This window comes from Helicobacter pylori (genome assembly GCA_008032935.1).
In the GTDB taxonomy this organism is placed as follows: Bacteria; Campylobacterota; Campylobacteria; order Campylobacterales; family Helicobacteraceae; genus Helicobacter; species Helicobacter pylori_CX.
On sequence record CP032039.1, the window covers coordinates 1,325,334 to 1,344,493 of the forward strand.

Genomic DNA, 19,160 nt, shown 5'->3' on the forward strand with positions numbered 1-19,160 from the left:
ACAAGGCGTGTAGTAAGCCCCTAAATTCACGCTCTCTTGTTTGGTTAAATGTTTAGGAGTGGCGATTAAAATCCCTTACACATCTAGCTGTTTCACGTCTTTAGCATGCGCTTGGATAAAGGCTCTTCTAGGCTCTACTTCATCGCCCATGCAAAGCGAAAAGACTGCATCGGTTTTTTCCAAATCTTCAATTTTGAGTTTGATCAAGCTGCGGTTTTCTTTATGCATGGTCGTTTCCCACAAATCATTAGGGTTCATCTCGCCTAGCCCCTTATAGCGCTGGATATTCGCTCCCTTTTTAGCGTGATTTTCCACTTCTTCTAAAAACGCCAAAATATCCTTATTTCCTAAGAAATCTAAATTATATTCCATAAGCTTTTGATAGGTGTAATGCGCTTCTTCAAACAACACTTCTTTAAAGAGGTTGTCATCTAAATTAAATTCCACCAAGCCCTTAGGGGTTTGCGTGTGCAAATGCAAGCTTTCTTCAGTGGCAAAAGAGCGTAAGATCTGATAATTCAAGCCCTCTAATTTTTCTAAAATGCTTTTTTCTAAAACTTTCATATCAAGGCTTAAGGCGTCCTTAGTCTCAATCAAAAAGCGTAAAATTTCTAGCAAGTTGTAGCGTTTTTCTAATTCCAAAAGTGCATAGCGGTAATGGCGCGCCACTTTTAACAAATTCATCAAATCGTTCTTGCCAATCCCTTCAATATCCACCGAATTGATGCCATGCTCAATTAAAAAATGATCCAAAGCGACGCTGTCTTTAAGATAGATTTCTGTCTTGCCCTTCTTGTATTTGTAAAGAGGGGCTTGAGCGATATAAACATGCCCTTGTTCAATCAGCGGGCGTAAATAACGATAGAAAAAAGTCATCAGCAAGGTTTGGATATGGCTCCCATCCACATCAGCATCGGTCATGATAATGATTTTATGATAGCGCAATCTTTCTATATCAAAACTCTCTTGAATGCCACACCCAAAAGCCGTGATCATGTTTTTAATTTCTTCTGATTTTAGGATCTTTGACAAATGGCTTTTTTCCACATTTAAAATCTTACCCTTTAAGGGCAAGATCGCTTGAAAAACCCTATCGCGCCCTTGTTTAGCACTCCCGCCCGCGCTATCGCCCTCCACTAAAAAGATTTCACTCTCTAAGGGGTCTTTGCTCTGGCAATCGGCTAATTTTCCAGGCAAAGTGCCGACACTCAAATTATCTTTTTTCCTTGTAAGCTCTCTGGCTTTCTTGCTGGCTTCTCTGGCTTTTGCGGCTAGTAGGGCTTTATTAGCGATGATTTTGGCTTCGTTAGGGTTTTCTTCTAAAAACTGATGGATTTTATCATAGACTAATTTTGAAACCAACGCACGTGCATACGAACTGCCGAGTTTGGATTTAGTCTGCCCTTCAAATAAAGGCTCGCTCATTTTCAAGCTCACAACAGCGATCAAGCCCTCTTTAATGTCTTCAGAAATGGGGCGCGACTCTTTGGTTTTAATGTTATTGTCAATATATTGTAAAATCGCCTTAGACAAGCCCATTTTAAAGCCCGCCTCATGCGTGCCACCCTCAGAAGTTTTAATGTTATTCACAAAGCTTAAAGTGTTTTCATTGTAATCATCAGCATACGCTAAAGCGACTTCTATAGAAGTGCGCGTTTCTTCATCCATGCTTTTAAACGCAATAATGGGGGTGAGCAATTCTTTTTTAGCGCTGTCTTTCACGAATTGTTTCAAGCCGTCTTCATAGAAATAAGTCTCTTGCAGTTGGGTTTTTTCTTCTTTGAAAGAAATTTTTAAGCCGTCGTTAAGATACGCCATTTCTTTGAAGCGTTTTTGCAAAATACCCGCTTGAAATTCAACGACTTCCATCACGCTTTCATCAGGGAAAAATTCAATAGTCGTGCCGCTTTCCTTAGCGCTTTTGGTTTTTCCAATGATTTCAAGATCGCTAATGGGGATACCCTTTTCAAACTCTTGGCGATAGATTTGACCCTCTTTTTTAATGGTCATAATCAAGCGTTTGCTTAAAGCGTTTACAACCGAAACGCCCACGCCATGCAAACCGCCTGAAACTTTATAAGTATCATTATCAAACTTGCCCCCCGCATGCAAAATCGTTAAAACCACGGTGCAAGCGGGGATTTTTTCCGTAGGGTGGATATCTACAGGAATGCCTCGCCCGTTATCTTCTACAATGCATGACCCCTCACTAGTCAAAGTGATATTAATCTTATCGCAAAAGCCCGCCATGCTCTCATCTACAGCGTTATCCACGACTTCATACACCATGTGGTGCAACCCGCCTATATTGGTATCGCCAACATACATTCCAGGGCGTTTCCTAACCCCCTCTAAGCCCTTTAAAACCTTAATACTATGGCTCTGGTAATTTTGCATTCAAATCGGCCTTTATAATGTGATTGGCATCATTAAAGTGGAAATTTTAGCGCTCAAGTGGCTTTGCTTTTCATCAAGGGGTTCTTGGATCAAAAAAGGCGATGAAGGCTCATTGCATTTTAAAACAAATTGCGTTGTCCCTAAAGCGTTCAAGGCTTCAAGGAAAAATTTCGCGTTCACGCCCAAATGAAAGGCTTTTTCAATATCCAAACCTTTTTCAATCTCAACAGAGGTTTTAGCCGTTTCGCTATGCTCAGAATCCAAAGATTCAAACAAAGCGTTGTTTTTTTCTAAAGTGAGTTTAATAGTGGAGCTTAAAGAACTGCACAATTTAATGCTCTCTTTAAATTCTTCCTTGCCTAAAGTGAAAGAAGAAAGGTATTCTTTGGGGAGGATTTTTTGATAATCAGGGTAATTCCCATCAATGAGCTTGGTGAAAAAAGCGTGCGTTTCGTTTTCAATTACCGCTAACATGCCATCGCTTTTAAAACTGAAATTTTCATAAAAAAGCTTAAGGATTTCTAATAAAGCCCTTTTAGGTAAAATGCAAGAGATGTCTTCTTCAGTGGAAGTTATAGAGACTTTTTCTAACTGCGTGTAAGAGAGCCGTTTGGTATCCGTGCCTACTACTGAAAGGGTTTGATGTTTTTGATCAAATTGCATTAAAATACCGGCTAATTCCCTTTTGTGGCTGGTTTGCTCAATCACAGGAGCGATCTTTTTAAACGCGTCCACTAAAAAGGGGGTATTGACTTCTAAACTCACTTTGGGATCAATAACAGGGAATTCAGGGAACTCATCAGCGTCAAACATGGGGAGTTTGAAAGAGCTTTTATTTTGTTTGATCACCAAGCTATCATCTTTAGTTTCTAAAATAATATTAGAGTCTTTTAAACATGAGATAATATCCAAAAACTTTTTCCCATTGATCGTGCCAACGCCCTCTTTATCGGTAGATTGCGTAGAAATATAGCTTTTTAGTCCAATATCGGAATCGCTCGCTTTTAAAAAAAGCTTTTCTTTAATGACTTCTAAATGGATGTGTGAAGCGATAGAAGAAGCGTCCTTTTTATCCAAAAAAGCTTGCAAGTAGCGCAAAGTATTTTCTAAATCGTTTTTACTAACACTGATTTTCATAGCTGAATAATCCCCTTGAATTTTTGGTCTTAATTATAGCATAAAAGAACGCTTTTTTAAGGGTTTAAGCGTATTCCTACCCCTATACGATTGGAAAAACATCGTATTCATACAAGCCATCGCCATAGCCGTTAAACCATTGCGCATAAATCCCTACAAAAGGGTTAATGCGGTAGGTATAGCCTAAGCGGAAAGCCCCATGCCAGCGATCATAACGCCAGTATTGCGTGAAAATATCATAAAGTTGCAATTCAAAATGGTGGCGCCCTCTCCTGTAATCAACTTTAGCGTTACCATACCCCATATAATCAATCAAATTAGGGTTGGATTGATCATAAGGGACATAGGGCCAATAAGCGACCATGATTTTCAAACCTCCCTTTTCCCAAACCAAACGAAACACAGGGCGTTGCCCCGCGCTCACCGAGCGGCACCCCCCCAGCGCACGTCTTTTTGCCCGTTATAATCTTTAACGATTACAGGCCCTCCTGGGAATTGGTTTTCAGGATTACCGTCTTTAAAAGGCTGATAGCATTGCGCGCCCCCCACGCCATTAGAAATGTGCTGCCAACCTATCCAAATTTCAGAAAAATTCCCTATTTTACCCCCAAAAGGTTTAAAATTAATAGGATAAACATAGATGAGTTCAGGCATGAAATTCATCATTCGCATGGGAGCGGATTGGGGGTCATTGTAAATTTGAAACCAGTCAGTTTGGGTATAAGCCAAATAAAGCGTGCCTTTAGTCCAAAGAATATGCCTAAATACAGGCACTCTAAAACTAATTTGGAACTTAAACTCATTGCGTTGATAGGGGTTGATATTAGGATGATACCATTGAAAAATGGGGGTGAAACTATGATAAAAAGGCAGAAAATAAGTGCCTAGATAATCCATCATGTTTAAATATTTTTTAGCAAAATCCACCCAAGAATGTTCTTTGGGGGCTTTTTGTGGAGGGAGATACCAAGAATTGGACAAATCGTTTTGCGTTTTAATGATGTGCAAATCCTGTTTGCGCAAATAGTAGTTATAATCCACCTTAAAATTATCTTGCAAAAATTTTTTGCCCTCTAACTGACAAACTACAAAAATCATAAAGAGCAAAATGCTTTTCATCAAGTATCTTTATTTCACTTAAATTGCAAGATGAAAATCGCTAAAATCACTACAGGCGCGATAAAACGAACGCTAAAATGCCACGCTTTAAAAGCGTTTGCGTTAAAGAAATGCTTCGTGGCTAAAAAAGAGTGCTTTTTATTTAAAATCCATCCCACAAATAAGACTGAAAACAAGCCTCCCAAAGGCATTAAAAACGAAGAAGTGATGAAATCCAGCCACCCAAACACGCTCTTATGAGCAAAACTCAAAAACTTAGCGTATCGTTCATTCATAGAAAGAATGACTAAAACGCCTAAAACATACACAACAACCCCTATCCATAGCGACGCTTGAGTGCGCGAAAAATTAAAACGATTGATGAGATAAAGCGCTAAAGGCTCTACCAAAGAAACCATGGAAGTGATCCCGGCAAAAACAAGGGCTATAAAGAAAAAGAGCGAAACGATCTGCCCGCTCATGCCCATTTTAGCGAAAGTCAAAGGTAAGGAAATAAAAACAAGCCCTGGCCCTTGAGACACATCTGCATGGTATTCAAGCACAAAGGTGAAAATCATCACCCCAGCAATCAAAGAGATTAAAATACCGGGCAAGACAATCAATAAAGAGCTTTTGAATAGATTTTCTTTTTTGGGCGTGAAAGCTGAATAGGTAATAATCGTGCCTACCCCCAAACTCAAAGAAAAGAACATCTGCCCTAAAGCGTCCATAACAACCTTAAAATCAATCTTTTGAATCTCAAAATTAAACAAAAAGTGCAAAGCCTTAGGCATGCTTTCTAAGGTCATCGCATAGATTAAAAGCCCTATGAAAATCACAAACAATAACGGCATCAGCACGACATTTAATTTTTCAATCCCCTCTTCAATCCCCCTAGAAACAAACCATATTGTCGGCAATAAACATGCGCTAAAGCCAATAACAGGCCAGATTAAACTGCCATTTTGGAGCATGCTAAATTGCATTTTAGCTTGCTCTAAATCTTTAGGCAAATCAAAAGTTACTACAAAAAGATAGTAAAGCACCCAGCCTAACACCACCGCATAAAAGGATAAAATGAGAGGGCCGCCTAAAATAAAAAAAGAAGTGAAAGGGTAATATTTTTTCCTTTTAGGATCTAAGATTTGATAATTAGAAACAACATCTTTTTTACCCAAATTCCCAATCAGCATTTCCACTAAAAGCATAGCAATGCCTAAACTCAAGGTTAGCACCAGGTATAAAAGCACAAACGCACTCCCCCCATTATGACCCACCATATAAGGAAAGCGCCAAATATGCCCTAAACCGATAGAGCTACCCAAAGTGGCTAAAATAAAGCCTAATTTAGAAAATTTTCCCATGCCAAATATTTTAATAAATCTTGCTCAACCAAATGGAAAACACAATTAAAGGGGTGATGTATTTAAGCAAGAAATACCAAGTTGCAAACAATTTAGGGCCTAAAAAGTGCGTGCTTAAAAGACGCAATTTTTCTTTTTTCAAAACCCAGCCCATAAAAATAAAGGTTGCCATCCCGCCTAAAGGCATGATAATGGTGCTTGAGGCAAAATCCAACCAATCAAAAAGACTTTTTTCAAAGAAAGTGAGGTAATCTTTATAATCCTTATGGAGCGAGAAAATCAACACCACGCCTACCACAAAAATTAGCGCTACAAGACCCCAAGTAACCTTAAAACGAGAGTATTGATACTTTTCGGTAAGATACATCACGCTTGGCTCTAATAAAGCCACCGTAGAAGTGATGCCAGCAAAAGCGAGCGCGAGCAAGAAAAGAATTGAAACAAGAACGCCTATCGCTCCCATTTGGCCAAAAACCACCGGTAAAGAAGTGAAGATTAACCCTGTGCCTTGTGAGACATTCGCCCCATATTCAAACACAAAAGTGAAAATCATAAGCCCTGCCACAAGAGAAATTAAAATCCCTGATAAAACCACCCAAATCGTGCTTTTAAGCAAATTCTGCGTTTTATCCGTAACCGCAGCATAAGTGATATTGATCCCTAAACCGATGCTTAAGGAAAAGAAAACCTGCCCCAAGGAATAAGTGAACACTTGAGAAGTCAAATCTTTTGGTTTGAAATCAAACATGAAATGGAAAGCTTTAGAAAAAGAATCCATGCTCATCGCATAAAAAAGCAAACCAAAAAAAGTGGCAAAGAGTAAGGGCATTAAGACTAGATTGAGTTTTTCAATGCCTTCTTTAATCCCTCTAGAAACAATCCATCCGGTTATGAATAAAACGCTAAAAAGCCCTATGGATTGTAGCCCTATAGACTGCAAAGTTTGAGTAAAAATTTGTTCAGATTCTTGGATATTGTTAGGCAAATTAAAACTAACACTCACCAAATAATAAAGCACCCAGCCTAAAATCGTGCCGTAAAAAGTCAGTATTAATGGCCCAGAAATAAGCAAAATCCCTGCGTATTTCCAGCGTTTTTTAGGGTTAAGGTCAAGCTCTTTAAAAGCTTCTGTTACATTTTTTTGCGTGCTTTGTCCTAATAGCATTTCAGCGATAAACATCGCTGCACCAACGCTTAAAGATAAAAATAAAAACAATAAAACAAAAGCACCCCCACCGCTCACCCCAGTCATATAGGGGAAACGCCAGATATGCCCTAAACCTATCGCGCTCCCTAAAGCCGCTAAAACAAATCCTAATTTAGAAAAATGATTACCCATTCTTAACTACCAAACTCCTTGTCAATGATTAAAATTAAAGAGCTATGTCCTTAATCGCCCAACTATTGCTGTATTAATTTTTTGAAATCTTCAGAGATCTTAAGATTTAAGAAAAAACCCACTTTAAAAATACCTAAAAAATATAGAGCAACGCCCCTAGATTATACTATAGTTAAGTTACATATTGTATAATTTTAAGAAAATTTCATTATTTAAGTAAGGGGAATTAATGCGCTGTAGGGTATATTACGAAGATACCGACTCTGAAGGCGTGGTCTATCATGCGAATTATTTGAAATATTGCGAAAGGGCTAGGAGCGAGTTTTTTTTTAAACAAAATGTCTTGCCCGAAAATGAAGAAGGCGTGTTTGTCATCCGCTCTATCAAAGCGGATTTTTTCACCCCCGCAAGCCTTGGCCAGGTCTTAGAAATAAGAACGCAAATTAAAGAATTAAGAAAGGTTTTTGTGGTGCTTTTTCAAGAAATTTATTGTATCCAAAACGCTTCTTTAGAGCCTATGAAGCCCTTTAAAGTCTTTGCTTCAGAAATCAAGTTTGGCTTTGTCAACCGCTCTACATACAGCCCTATTGCCATTCCTAAATTGTTTAAGGAGCTTCTTAGTGCCGTCTGATTTAGAAAAACCCACCATTATTTACCCTTGCCTTTGGGATTATAGGGTGATTATGACCACTAACGATACAAGCGCGTTAAAAGAGCTTTTAGAAACCTACCAACGCCCCTTTAAATTGGAATTTAAAAACACTTCTAAAAACGCTAAATTTTATAGCTTTAATGTTTCTATGGAAGTTTCAAACGAAGCAGAACGGAATGAGATTTTTCAAAAAATTTCACAATTAGAAGTCGTGGCGCATGCGCTTTAATCTTTTAAAACAAACGCCTTGAATTTTTCACCCCTTTCTTTATACGAAGAAAATTGATCCAAACTGGCCGCGCTGGGTGAAAGCAAAGCGACTTCATTTTGTAATAAAACGCTTTTAATTTCTTGAACCGCTTTTTCTAACTTTAAACAAACTTGACAAGAAACATTAAATTCTAACGCTAAGGCTTGGACGATAAAAGCGCTTGATCCTATCGCATAAAGGCTTATTTTATAGTTTTTAAACTCTTCAAAAAGGGGGGTTAAATTGACCCCTTTAATATCGCCCCCTAAAATCAAATGGATTTTTTGGTTTTTAAAGGTTTTTAGAGCTTGTAAGGTGGCATCAATGTTCGTGGCTTTGCTGTCATCTACCCACAAACGCCCTTGTTTATCCCTAAATTCTTCCATTTTATGCGAGCCGATTTTAAAAGCGTTCAACCTTTTAAGGGCGTTTTCTTTATAATCTTGCCATTTTAAATTCTTTATTTTTAAAAATTGCTCATAAACTAAAAGAGCTAAGGCAGCGTCCAATAAAAACGCTCCCTTAAAAAAAAGAGCGTTAGAAGGGATTTTTAAACACTCTAAAACCTCTTCGCTTGTGTCAAAAAAGATTTTTTGCGCTTGCGAGTTTTGAATAATAGGGTGTTCTTTGAATTTTAAAGGGAGGATAGCGAGCGAAGTTTTAGGCATCAATGTTAAAACCTTGAGTTTAGCGTCCAAATAATTTTCAAAATTGCAATGCCAAGTCAAGTGATCGGCTTCCACATTGATGAGCAAGTAGATTAAAGGGTAAGCCTTATTCGTGTAATGCAAAGAAAAGGAGCTTGTTTCTAGCACCCACAAGGGCGATTGTTTTTCAAACAATTCAATCAAGGGCGTGCCGATATTCCCCCCACTCACAGCCTTAAAATCTTCTAAAAGCATGGTGAGCATTTCTGTCGTGGTGGTTTTCCCGTTAGTGCCGCTAATACTGATTATAGTAGGCGTGAAAACCGAATCAAACAAGCTGTCAATATAATCGTATTCGCTCACTAAATGCTTGGATTTTATGACTAAAGGGTGCGTGAAACTAATACCAGGGCTGACTACCTCTAATTGGGAATCATTAGGGTTAAAATCCTTACTGGGGTAGCAAAGAAAACCCTCGCTATCCTTATGAAATGAAGTGAATTGGTCATCAAAAAATTTGACTTCGTTATGGTTTTTTTTAAAAAAACGCGCTAGGGCTAGAGTGGTTTTGCCATGCCCCAATAAAGAGATTTTCATTTTAACGCACCTTTAAGCTTAAAAGAGCGACTAAATTGCTCAACATAGAAATGATCCAAAAACGCACGATCACCTTATTTTCTGCCCAACCCTTTTGCTCAAAATGATGGTGGATGGGCGCCATTAAAAAAAGGCGTTTTTTACGGGTTTTATAACTCCCTACTTGCAAGATCACCGACAAAGTTTCTATTACAAAAATCGATCCCATTAAAACGAGTAAGATTTCATTATGCGAAACGATAGCGTTATAAGCGATAAACCCCCCCAAAGCCAAGCTCCCGCTATCGCCCATAAACACGCTTGCCGGGTTGCAGTTATACCACAAAAAGCCAAAGAGCGATCCCACTAACGCTAACGAGACAACAAACAATTCCCCCACATCTATGACTTTAGGATAGAGCAAGTATTTAGAAAATTCCGCATTCCCTGCCACATACACAAAGATAGAAAGGCTTAAGAGGGTGAAAATGCTAGGCACGCTCGCTAAGCCGTCTAAGCCGTCGGTTAAATTCACTGCATTGCTCGTGGATAAAAAAACCAACACCCAAAAACCAACCGCTAACACCGTGGGCATTTCAAACAAAGGGTTTTTCAAAAAAGGCGCGTATAAAAAAGTATCCAACCCCTTAAGGCTCAATAAAACAGACACCACAAGCGAAAGGACAAACAGCATGCCAAATTTCATTTTCGAGCTCATCCCGGCGTTATTTTGTTGGTTGATTTTAGTGTAATCGTCTCTAAAACCCACAAAACTAAAGCCCACTAACACGATTATCCCTAACAACACATAAAGATTACCCAAAGACGCGCACAACACGCTCGCAACAATGGTTGCAAAAACAAACACAATCCCCCCCATTGTAGGGGTATCTTTTTTATTTTGGTGGCTTGGCACGAAGCTAGAAATGGGCTGGTTAGCCTTTTTAGCCTTGGCCCATAGAATGAATCTAGGCATTAAAAAAAGCGTGAGGAAAAAGGCTATGAAAAACCCTAACCCTGCTCTAAAAGTCAAATACTGGAAAAGATTGATATTGAAATAGCCATATAGTAAAGAATAGAGCATAAAATCCCCTAAAATCGCCATGCTTGAAATTAGAAAAATAAAATTGTAGCGCAAATTGATTTACTTAAAAATAGTATAATTATGGTCTCAATTTTTATTTTTAGGAGTCTTTTGTGGAGCGTTCGCTTATTTTTAAAAAAGTTAGAGTTTATTCTAAAATGTTAGTGGCTTTAGGGCTTTCAGGCGTGTTGATCGGTTGCGCGATGAATCCAAGCGCTGAGACAAAAACACCAAATAACGCCAAAAATCAAGTTCAAACTCATGAAAGAATACAAACAAGCTCTGAACATGTTACGCCGCTAGATTTTAATTATCCGATACATATTGCTCAAGCCCCACAAAACCATCATGTTGTAGGTATTTTAGCGCCACGCATTCAAGTGAGCGATAATCTAAAACCCTATATTGATAAGTTTCAAGACGCTTTAGTCAATCAAATCCAAACTATTTTTGAAAAAAGAGGCTATCAAGTGTTGCGTTTTCAAGATGAAAAAGCTTTGAATGCGCAAGATAAGAGAAAGATTTTTTGCGTTTTGGATTTGAAAGGGTGGGTAGGAATCTTAGAAGATTTGAAAATGAATTTAAAAGATCCCAATAACCCCAATTTAGACACGCTAGTGGATCAAAGTTCAGGCTCTGTATGGTTTAATTTTTATGAGCCAGAAAGCAATCGTGTCGTCCATGATTTTGCTGTGGAAGTAGGAACTTTTCAGGCAATGACCTATACTTACAAACACAGTAATTCTGGAGGGTTTGATTCTTCAGACAGCATTATCCATGAAGATTTGGAAAAGAATAAAGAAGATGCGATACATAAGATCTTAAACAGAATGTATGCGGTTGTCATGAAAAAAGCTGTAACAGAACTTACAGAAGAAAATATCGCCAAATACCGAGACGCTATTGATAGAATGAAAGGCTTTAAAAGTTCTATGCCTCAAAAAAAGTAGTTCTTAAACGAACCATTTAAAAATTAGCCTTAAAATCAGTCTTTTTAAAGGCTATTTTAAGTATAATGTCAAACTCATTTCAATATTTAAGGATACACAATGGCAAAAAGATGCACTTTAACTTTCAAAGGGCCTATGATAGGCAATCATGTCAGTCATGCGAACAACAAAAATAAACGCCGCTTACTCCCTAACTTGCGATCGATTAAGATCCAATTAGACGACGGCACGACTAAACGCATTAAAGTGGCTGCTTCCACTTTAAGAACCATGCGTAAAGGGGCTTAGTTTTTAGAATTTCTATCCATTTTGATTGTAAGGGTGGTTTTGGTGTTTTTGATAACCTTTTTAAAACTCCCCTTAAAACTAAACTTCTTTTTGAGATTAAAACACAGCTTAGGTTTAGCGTTTTGATTAAATTTAGAGGTGAACGCTTTCAAAAGAATTTATTTTGATCTAGGAATTGGTTTTGTTTGAAAAGTTGAAATTTTTTAAAATCAAAAAAGACGATGAAAATCAACCAGAAGTCAATTTAAATTCTGAAATCTATGAGCAATTTAAGGTCTTTAGACTCCCGCTTATTTTAATCCAATTGCTTGTGCTTTTAGGCACTCTGGGATACTTCGCCCTAGAAAATTATAGCCTTATGCAAGCTTTCTTCCAAACGACTTACACCATGACAGCTACAGGGTTTGGCGCTTTAAATGAAAGCCAGTTTGGGCCTATAAGTATTTTTTTAACTTCCATTTTAATGTTTTTTGGGGCAGGAATCATTGCCTTTAGCGTGGCTATTTTAGTTAGTGTGGTCAATAAAGGCACGCTTACCAGATTGATTAAGGAGAAAGGTATGATTTATAAAATCGCACGCCTTAAGGATCATTATGTGATTTGTTACCACAATGAATACACCATTGAATTGAGCAAGCAGTTCCGCTCCGCTCAAATCCCTTTTGTGGTCGTGGATAATGACCCTAGTTTTGAAGAAGAAGCCATTAAGCACAAATACCCCTACTATATCATAGGCGATCCGCACACCAATTTAGCCATGCTAAAAACCCACTTAAGCAGCGCTAGGGGTGTTGTGGCTTTGTCTAAGATTTTACCGGTGAATGTGGCGTTAATGGTGAGCGTGCGCTTGTTTGAAAAGGAATTAAAGCGCAAACCTTACTACATCATTGCGAGCGCGCATAGCGATGAAGGCTTAGAAAAATTAAAAAAATTAGGGGCTGATATGGTGGTTTCCCCTACAAAACTCATGGCGCAGAGAGTGAGCGCGATGGCGGTGCGTCCGGATATGGAAAATATCTTAGAGCGTTTTATCAATAAAAAAGACACGCTTTTAGACTTAGAAGAAGTGATTGTCCCCAAAACCAGCTGGCTTGTGTTAAGGAAATTAAAAGAAGCCCATTTTAGAGAGATCGCTAAAGCGTTTGTGATTGGTATCACTCAAAAAGATGGCAAATACATCCCCATGCCTGATGGAGAAACGATTATTGCAAGCGAATCCAAACTATTAATGGTTGGCACTTCAGAAGGCGTTGCGACCTGTAAGCAACTCATTGCCAACCATCAAAGACCCAAAGAAGTGGATTACATTTCCTTGTGATTGATACAGCCCTTTTTAAATAAAAAAGGCTTGGCTCTCATCAAATATGAATAATAAAATCTAAAATGCTAAAAACATTTTTTACAATCCATAGCAAAGAGCTTGGTGTTAGCCAAAAAGCTTTAGCCATTCATGTTTGATGAGAACCGATCCAAGACTTAAACGGATTTGAGGCTTATTTTTCTCACACCCATACACTCAATGAGAGTTAATGTTATAACCCTTTTAAAGCCCTCTTTGTTAAAAGGATTCTTGAACTTTTTTAAACCATGTTTTAATTTGTCCTGTGATTTATTTATCATGCTCATTCTCTTCGCATTTTTGAAGCGTTGCCCTAAATTCCGCGCAAAATAAATCTTCATCAATTTCTCAATTTAAAATTTCACTCTCCTTTCTTGCTTTTCTCTAGCGGATAATCGCTTAAATCCTTGACTTTTTGCTCCCATCCGCCTTGGATATAGATCACATTGCGGATATAATAAACGCCTAAAAACAAGCCGCTAAACTTCGGCTTTAAGGTTTCTAAAAGTTCGTTAAATGCGGTTTTTTTCGCTTCGGTGATCTCGCTTGTGGCTTGGTTTTTTTCTTGCGTGATATTATTTAAAACTTCTTGCTTATTGGTGTTAATTTGATTTGTAGCGCTAACTTTTGCTTCGTTAATGTTAGTTATCGCTTGCGTTTTATTGGCGGTTATTTCATTGTTAGCGTTCGTTTTGGCTTCGTTAATGTTACTTATCGCTTGCGTTTGATTAGCGGTTATTTGCGTTGTAGCGCTTTCTTTAGCTTGGTTTAGGGCTTCAAGGCTTGCGGTTTTGTTAGCCGTGATTTGATTATTAGCGTTTTCTCTAGCGTTATTTAAAAAGATTTGATAGCTCGTTAAAAGCCTTGTAATGGTTTCTATCAATTGATTTTCTAGCTTTTTAATCTCGCTTTTAATGTTTTCGGTGTTAGCGTTTAAAATGCTCGTTACTTCTTGCTCGTTAGCATGCATGCTCGTATTAAAATCGCTAAAAAAGCCCTCGTATTCTTTCATTTTGTTTTTTAAGCTTTCACCGGCGTTACTTAGCCATTCAATAGAATTTCTCAAACTGCTATCAATTTCATTCGCATTTTTGAAAAAATCCAAACTCAAAAGCACTTCTAAAATCCTAACAATCCCTTTAAGGCTTAATTCCACTTGATCCGTAAAAAGCGCGTTACTCTTTAAAGCGTTTTGTAATTGCTTTAATAGCTCGTTAGTGATTTCTTTCACTTCGGGCTGTTCGGTTATTTCTAACGCGCTATTAGGCAAATTAGGGTAATTCATTTGTTTAATCCTTATTTAATTTTTTGTGGTAGGATTAGGTTTATTAAGGTTTGAGGCGCTATAGTTGATGCCGTCTCTGTAATCGTTAGAGAGTGTCCCAATGGTCTCTAACTCCCTTAAAACCTTTTCATCTGTTTCAAAACTTGTAATCATGTAATGATTTTTTAAAGGAGTATCTCCTTTTTGACTACTTAAACCTACTTCAATACCATTATGTCTTATAGTCACATGCCCTACATAATCATTATCTTTGATACCTTTCTCTATAACTTCCGGTATCGTTTTAACTACGCTCATGGCGTATTCTTTAGCTTCTGCTTCGTTTATTCCATTGTTAAGCGCTTGCTTCTCTCGGCGTTTCAAAATGTGTTCTAACCCGTAATCTTTATTACCCCAAACCAAATCAATATCCCCTAAACCTTCCTTATAAAACGCTCCCGCTACAAAACCTTTTTTAGTTTCTAATAGCTTGTTAATCGCGCCTAATCCATCGCCCTTAAACTCGCTATAATTGTGTCCCCATTCGCTAGGTATTTCAAGCTTTTGTTCTTTTATCCCTTTCTCGCTCTCTTTTTGCATATCCTTTATAGCTTCTATCAAGCGTTTTAATACGGGATTATTTTCATTTGGCTCTCTATTGGCCATTAAAAGGTAATGCGTGAAATCGTAAATATCAATGTCCTTAAACTCTTTACTATCAGGGTTAAACATGTCTTTTGTAACATCAGCGATCTTAAATTCTTTCAAGCCTTTTTTAATGTTATCGCTCTTTAAAGCTTCAAATAACGCCTTAGAAGGATCATCAAACCTCGCAAACCTGGCGATCGCACCTCCTAAAATCTCGCTGATATCGCTCGATCCTTGTTCGCTCTTTTCAAACATCTCTAAAGAACTCGTTTTATAGAATTTTTCGCTCAAATCTTTTAAGCTCTCGCTTGTAGTTTGGTAATTCTTTAAGTTAGCAAAACTGCGATCCATGATATCGCTTAAATAAGCGTTAAGGCTCACGTTAGGAAAATTCATGTCATGGATTAAATTGTGAAAGCTTCCGGCGTTATCTACAAACATTTTTTTTACTTTTTCATAGCTTTTAATATCGTTTGAAAATTCTTTTTGCCAACGGTTGAGTAATTCTATCCCTTGCGTCTTGGTTCGTGGCATGTTAAACATTAAAAGCGCTAAATTGCTATCTCCTACATTAGGGTGAGTGGCCTTGTCAAAATTAAGGTTTTTCGCAACGATGTTTTTAAGTGAATAGATGCTATCAGCGTCTAATTTTTGGTCTAATTCTTTCAATTTCGCTTCATAGTGGCTTAAAACCGCTATTGCATGATCGCTCTCGCTGTTGAATCTTCCTTGATTGCTTGAAGCCGCTAAATTGTTAATCTCGGTATTATTTAGTCGGTTGTGTGGCACTCTAACTAACAACTCGTCCGGTTGTAAATCTATGTTGTAGTATTCTTGGATCGCTTTGTGGTAAATGTAACGGCTTTTAGGCGTGAAGTTCAGCATGCCTTGGATGCGGTGGTTGCCTGCGATCACTTGCCCATCATGCAGAATGATGGGTAAATCCTCAAACCCTCCGCTCCCAAATATCTTTTTAGGATCAAAATTTTCAGCGATGCTTTTAATCTGCTCTTCGTTCATGTCGGTGCGTTTTTGCGTCCCGCCTGTGGTAAAACTAGGCTTCAAGTCTTTCGCTTTGACGATCGCATAATCTAGATCGTAAATCTCTCGTTCGTTTAGCCTTACTCGGCTTTTTGGTAGTTGCTCTTGTGTTTGTGTAGGTATATCTTCTCCTACTTCTATTTTAGTCTGGCTTTCAATGTTGCCTGCATTGCCTCGCTCGTGTTCTAATTTCTTTTTTAACGCTTCCTTACGCTTGTTTTCTTGCTCTTTAGCTTTTAAAAATTCTTGTTCGCTCGCTAATTGTTCGCTTTCTAATTTCGCTAACTTTTCGGCGTTGGCTTGCTCTAGTGGGCTTAAATTTTTAACTTCTTGTGTGGTTTGGTTTAAATTTTCGCTTGTTTTTAATAAATCCTCTTGATCTGTTAGCGGTTTTGGTGTATTATTCTCTGCAGCACCACTATAGGAACTCAACCTATGGCGCACCTTCGCATCAGCGTCGAGTGAGGTGCTTGAAAATTCTTTATAAACTTCATTATTTTTATAACTCCCATTGTTCTTATACATTGTTTTTAAAGCTAATTCATTTTTCTTATTGATCGCTTGCTCTACCACTACCGCATAGCCATTAACTTGTTTAAACGCCGTTATAGCTTCTTTATCGTATTTGTCTAAAGTCCTAAGAATTGCATCAGCGTTATTAACGATATATCTATAATTCGCTATATCTTCGTTCGTAACAGGGATTTCTCCATTTCTAACATTAACAGAATTAACGCCATGCCTTTTGAGTATGTGAGCGATAGCATCATGATCTAAACTCGCTCTTATGTTTTGCTTAAAGTTAGCATCTTTTAAAAGTTCTAATTCTTTGTTAGAGGCTTTTTCTATAATCATTTTCTTGTTGTTTTTGTGTAGAAATTCAACCATTTCAGGGTTTAGGTTATTAGTTCCAAAAGTGATCGCATCTCTCCCGCTTGTAGGGATTTCTGCGTTATTTAATAGCTCTTTGATTTCATCATTACTTAATTTCGTATCGCTAAAATCTCGTTTAATTTCTGCGCTCTTTTTGCTTGCTTCTTTGATTTCTTCGCTCGCTTGCTTGACGCCATTGTTAAGCTCTTCAATGATTTTAAGCGTGTTGTTGCTAAAGTGTGATTTTTGCACGCTTAGTTCTAACTGCTTGCTAAACTCGCTTATAGAGTGGCTTCTCTCAAGCGCTCTTTTTAGGTGATACTTTAAGGCTGCACCTGCGGTGGCTTCGTTTAAAGCTTTAGGTAACTTCACGCCTAGAATGCGATCGGGCGCGTTGCGGTATAAAGTCCCTAGCGTAAATTTAGTCCATTGGTATTTTAACGCTCCGCTTAAAGTGGTCGCTAAACCTTGGCTTAAATTTTTCGTTGTGGCTGGCTTTAAGCTCTCGGCGATCTTAGCGTCGTTTTTAAAAAGCTTATGAAAACCGCTCGCTATGTCAATGTATTCTTTAGCCTTGGGTGTGGTAAAAACATCGCTCTTAAACTCGTTTAGCTTATTGAAAAACTGCGCGGAGTGTGGTGTTTTGTTCTAGTATATTAAATATTTAATAATAAAGTTAAATAAAACTTTTTGAGTATTAATATTTGATTGGAGCGAAGCCTTTCAATATTTTAAAAAGGCCAATCAAAAATATAAGGATAAAAGGCTAGTAAATCCTAAAACCATAAGTAATGTTAAACATGATATGACTCCTGTCAGAATACACGTTGTGCGTTAAAGGTTGCGTGCCAGGCCCATTAGGATCAACTGGAACATACATGCCACAATACCCAATACAATAGCCTTTTTTGGTGATATTGCCATAATATTCTAGTTTCAAATCCATTCTAATATTATACTTATTAGAAAAATAACTCAAAAAGAGCGCGAGACTCCTTTCATCAGCCCTTGGGCTATCCGTCCAACGGCCTAAAATTTTCCAACTAAACCCTCTATATTGTGAGCCTACATATAAAAACCCGTTAATAACATCAGCGCCAACGATATTGTTAATTTCTGCGTCATAAATACTATTCGTCCAAATGTTATACCCCAAAGGATCCCCATAAATACCTATATCACCATTAGCGTTACCGATATTTTTATAGACACTACCCCCGAATTGCCACTTATTATAGTAAAAACGGGTGCGGAAGAAATAAGTTTGCCCGCTCTTGCCTAATGGCACTTGTTGGAAGAGGATAATATCATTTTGATTAGCCGGAGTGGCAAAAATGGGGAAAAACCCCACGAAAGTGCCTACAAAACGAAAGCCCTTATTGTTGAAATTAGGGTTGGTGTCATAAGTGATATTAATGCCTGGTGCATACATTCTTTGAAAAATCGCATAAAAATAAGGGTTGATTTTTAGGTTGTCTTTTTCGTATTTCAAATCAGCAATCATTAGAGCCTTACCGCTTGTATAGTAACGCCCAAAATACCAAAACCAGTCGCTTGACGCTGAAGCTCTAGCGTCTGAATACATCACTCTGAATCTGGTGTCTTTGTATTTGACAAAGCCTTCAACCCCTTGAGTGTAAGAAGTGAACCAATCATACTCTTCAGCATCATAACGCCCCCCTTTCACGCCAAAACTGAATTTGTCTTTTTTGTAGTTGTAGCTCAAAAAAGCGTTATGCACCATGGCTAAACGAGGTTTTTGCACTTGCAAACCACTATGTCCCGCATACCAACCAATATATTGCCAAAAGATACCCGCCCCAAAAGGATCCGTCCTAGAGCCGGGCTGGCCATTAGGGATATTATTGCCTTGATAGGCGGTAGAGTCATAGGGAAGTGCTACCATCATCGCCCCCACTTCTGCCCTCAAACCCTTGTATAACCCCATGCTCAAATTCAATTCGCCGAGCAAAGAAGTGTAGCTACCTGTAGGATAAATGTCTTTAGAAGGCTGGTATCTTTGGTTGTTAAAGCCAAACTTGGTATAGCTGCTCACCTTTCCAACAATGCTCATGTTGAATTTATAAGCTTGAAGTTTGGATAAAAAAAGACCAGAAAAAAGCAAAAAAAAGAGAGTGTAAAGAAAATATTTCTTAATTTCCAAAACCCTAACTCCCAAAGATATTAAAATAAAAATGCAAAAAAGGCATATC

At 38.0% G+C, this 19,160-nt stretch carries 16 protein-coding genes and 2 pseudogenes; 6 read left to right on the top strand and 12 right to left on the bottom strand.

The genetic code is table 11. The features are described from left to right. Nucleotides 1–75: 75 nt before the first annotated feature. The 5 genes and pseudogenes from gyrB to D2C78_06585 form a co-directional block, all read right to left on the bottom strand. The gene (gene gyrB / locus D2C78_06565) at nt 76–2,397 is read right to left on the bottom strand and encodes a DNA topoisomerase (ATP-hydrolyzing) subunit B (GenBank protein ID QEF35540.1); all 2,322 of its coding nucleotides are present in this window, start codon (nt 2,395–2,397) and stop codon (nt 76–78) included. Between the two features lie 12 nt (nt 2,398–2,409). Further along, on the bottom strand, nt 2,410–3,534 hold the full coding sequence (locus D2C78_06570; protein QEF35541.1) for a DNA polymerase III subunit beta: 1,125 nt from the start codon (nt 3,532–3,534) through the stop codon (nt 2,410–2,412). A 56-nt stretch (nt 3,535–3,590) separates the two neighbouring features. Next, nucleotides 3,591–4,653 (bottom strand): annotated as a pseudogene (locus tag D2C78_06575) (phospholipase). Between the two features lie 14 nt (nt 4,654–4,667). Next, on the bottom strand, nt 4,668–5,996 hold the full coding sequence (locus tag D2C78_06580; protein ID QEF35542.1) for a sodium-dependent transporter: 1,329 nt from the start codon (nt 5,994–5,996) through the stop codon (nt 4,668–4,670). Between the two features lie 10 nt (nt 5,997–6,006). After that, complete coding sequence (locus D2C78_06585; protein QEF35543.1) at nt 6,007–7,335, bottom strand: sodium-dependent transporter; 1,329 nt, start codon at nt 7,333–7,335, stop codon at nt 6,007–6,009. A gap of 229 nt (nt 7,336–7,564) precedes the next feature. Between D2C78_06585 and D2C78_06590 the strand changes: the two genes are divergently transcribed. After that, nucleotides 7,565–7,966, top strand: coding sequence for an acyl-CoA thioesterase YbgC (locus tag D2C78_06590; protein ID QEF35544.1), 402 nt, complete (start codon nt 7,565–7,567; stop codon nt 7,964–7,966). Beyond that, on the top strand, nt 7,956–8,216 hold the full coding sequence (locus D2C78_06595) for a DUF493 domain-containing protein (protein ID QEF35545.1): 261 nt from the start codon (nt 7,956–7,958) through the stop codon (nt 8,214–8,216). The genes D2C78_06590 and D2C78_06595 overlap by 11 nt, the downstream gene beginning before the upstream one ends. On the opposite strand, the gene D2C78_06600 is transcribed toward D2C78_06595, so the two are convergent. Continuing rightward, nucleotides 8,213–9,481, bottom strand: coding sequence for a UDP-N-acetylmuramoyl-L-alanine--D-glutamate ligase (locus D2C78_06600; GenBank protein ID QEF35546.1), 1,269 nt, complete (start codon nt 9,479–9,481; stop codon nt 8,213–8,215). The genes D2C78_06595 and D2C78_06600 overlap by 4 nt on opposite strands. A 1-nt stretch (nt 9,482) precedes the next feature. Continuing rightward, entirely contained in the window at nt 9,483–10,544 is a 1,062-nt protein-coding gene (locus D2C78_06605) for a phospho-N-acetylmuramoyl-pentapeptide-transferase (protein QEF35547.1), read from the bottom strand. Between the two features lie 113 nt (nt 10,545–10,657). On the opposite strand from D2C78_06605, the gene D2C78_06610 reads away from it, so the two are divergent. Together D2C78_06610 and rpmB are read left to right on the top strand one after the other, a co-directional pair. Then, nucleotides 10,658–11,494 (top strand): neuraminyllactose-binding hemagglutinin, encoded by an 837-nt coding sequence (locus D2C78_06610; protein ID QEF35548.1) that lies wholly within the window; start codon nt 10,658–10,660, stop codon nt 11,492–11,494. A gap of 99 nt (nt 11,495–11,593) precedes the next feature. Then, the gene (gene rpmB, locus D2C78_06615) at nt 11,594–11,782 is read left to right on the top strand and encodes a 50S ribosomal protein L28 (protein QEF35549.1); all 189 of its coding nucleotides are present in this window, start codon (nt 11,594–11,596) and stop codon (nt 11,780–11,782) included. On the opposite strand, the pseudogene D2C78_06620 reads toward rpmB, so the two are convergent. Beyond that, nucleotides 11,736–11,934 (bottom strand): annotated as a pseudogene (locus D2C78_06620) (hypothetical protein). The gene rpmB and the pseudogene D2C78_06620 overlap by 47 nt on opposite strands. 29 nt (nt 11,935–11,963) lie before the next feature. Here D2C78_06620 and D2C78_06625 point away from each other — a divergent pair. Further along, nucleotides 11,964–13,100, top strand: coding sequence for a potassium channel protein (locus tag D2C78_06625; protein ID QEF35550.1), 1,137 nt, complete (start codon nt 11,964–11,966; stop codon nt 13,098–13,100). Nucleotides 13,101–13,258: 158 nt separating this feature from the next. Here the strand turns inward: D2C78_06625 and D2C78_06630 are convergent, their stop codons facing one another. From D2C78_06630 to D2C78_06640, 3 genes are read right to left on the bottom strand one after another with little or no spacing between them, the layout of a single operon-like run. Continuing rightward, on the bottom strand, nt 13,259–13,462 hold the full coding sequence (locus D2C78_06630) for a hypothetical protein (GenBank protein QEF35551.1): 204 nt from the start codon (nt 13,460–13,462) through the stop codon (nt 13,259–13,261). Between the two features lie 20 nt (nt 13,463–13,482). Beyond that, nucleotides 13,483–14,406, bottom strand: a complete 924-nt coding sequence (locus D2C78_06635; protein QEF35552.1) for a hypothetical protein — start codon at nt 14,404–14,406, stop codon at nt 13,483–13,485. Between the two features lie 15 nt (nt 14,407–14,421). Then, nucleotides 14,422–17,319, bottom strand: a complete 2,898-nt coding sequence (locus D2C78_06640; protein ID QEF35553.1) for a DUF3519 domain-containing protein — start codon at nt 17,317–17,319, stop codon at nt 14,422–14,424. On the opposite strand from D2C78_06640, the gene D2C78_06645 reads away from it, so the two are divergent. Beyond that, nucleotides 17,288–17,488 carry a hypothetical protein gene (locus D2C78_06645; GenBank protein ID QEF35554.1) on the top strand — a complete coding sequence of 67 codons (201 nt, stop codon included), beginning with the start codon at nt 17,288–17,290 and terminating at the stop codon, nt 17,486–17,488. The genes D2C78_06640 and D2C78_06645 overlap by 32 nt on opposite strands. A 225-nt stretch (nt 17,489–17,713) precedes the next feature. On the opposite strand, the gene hofD is transcribed toward D2C78_06645, so the two are convergent. Next, nucleotides 17,714–19,159, bottom strand: a complete 1,446-nt coding sequence (gene hofD, locus D2C78_06650; protein QEF35555.1) for an outer membrane beta-barrel protein HofD — start codon at nt 19,157–19,159, stop codon at nt 17,714–17,716. Nucleotide 19,160 lies beyond the last annotated feature (1 nt).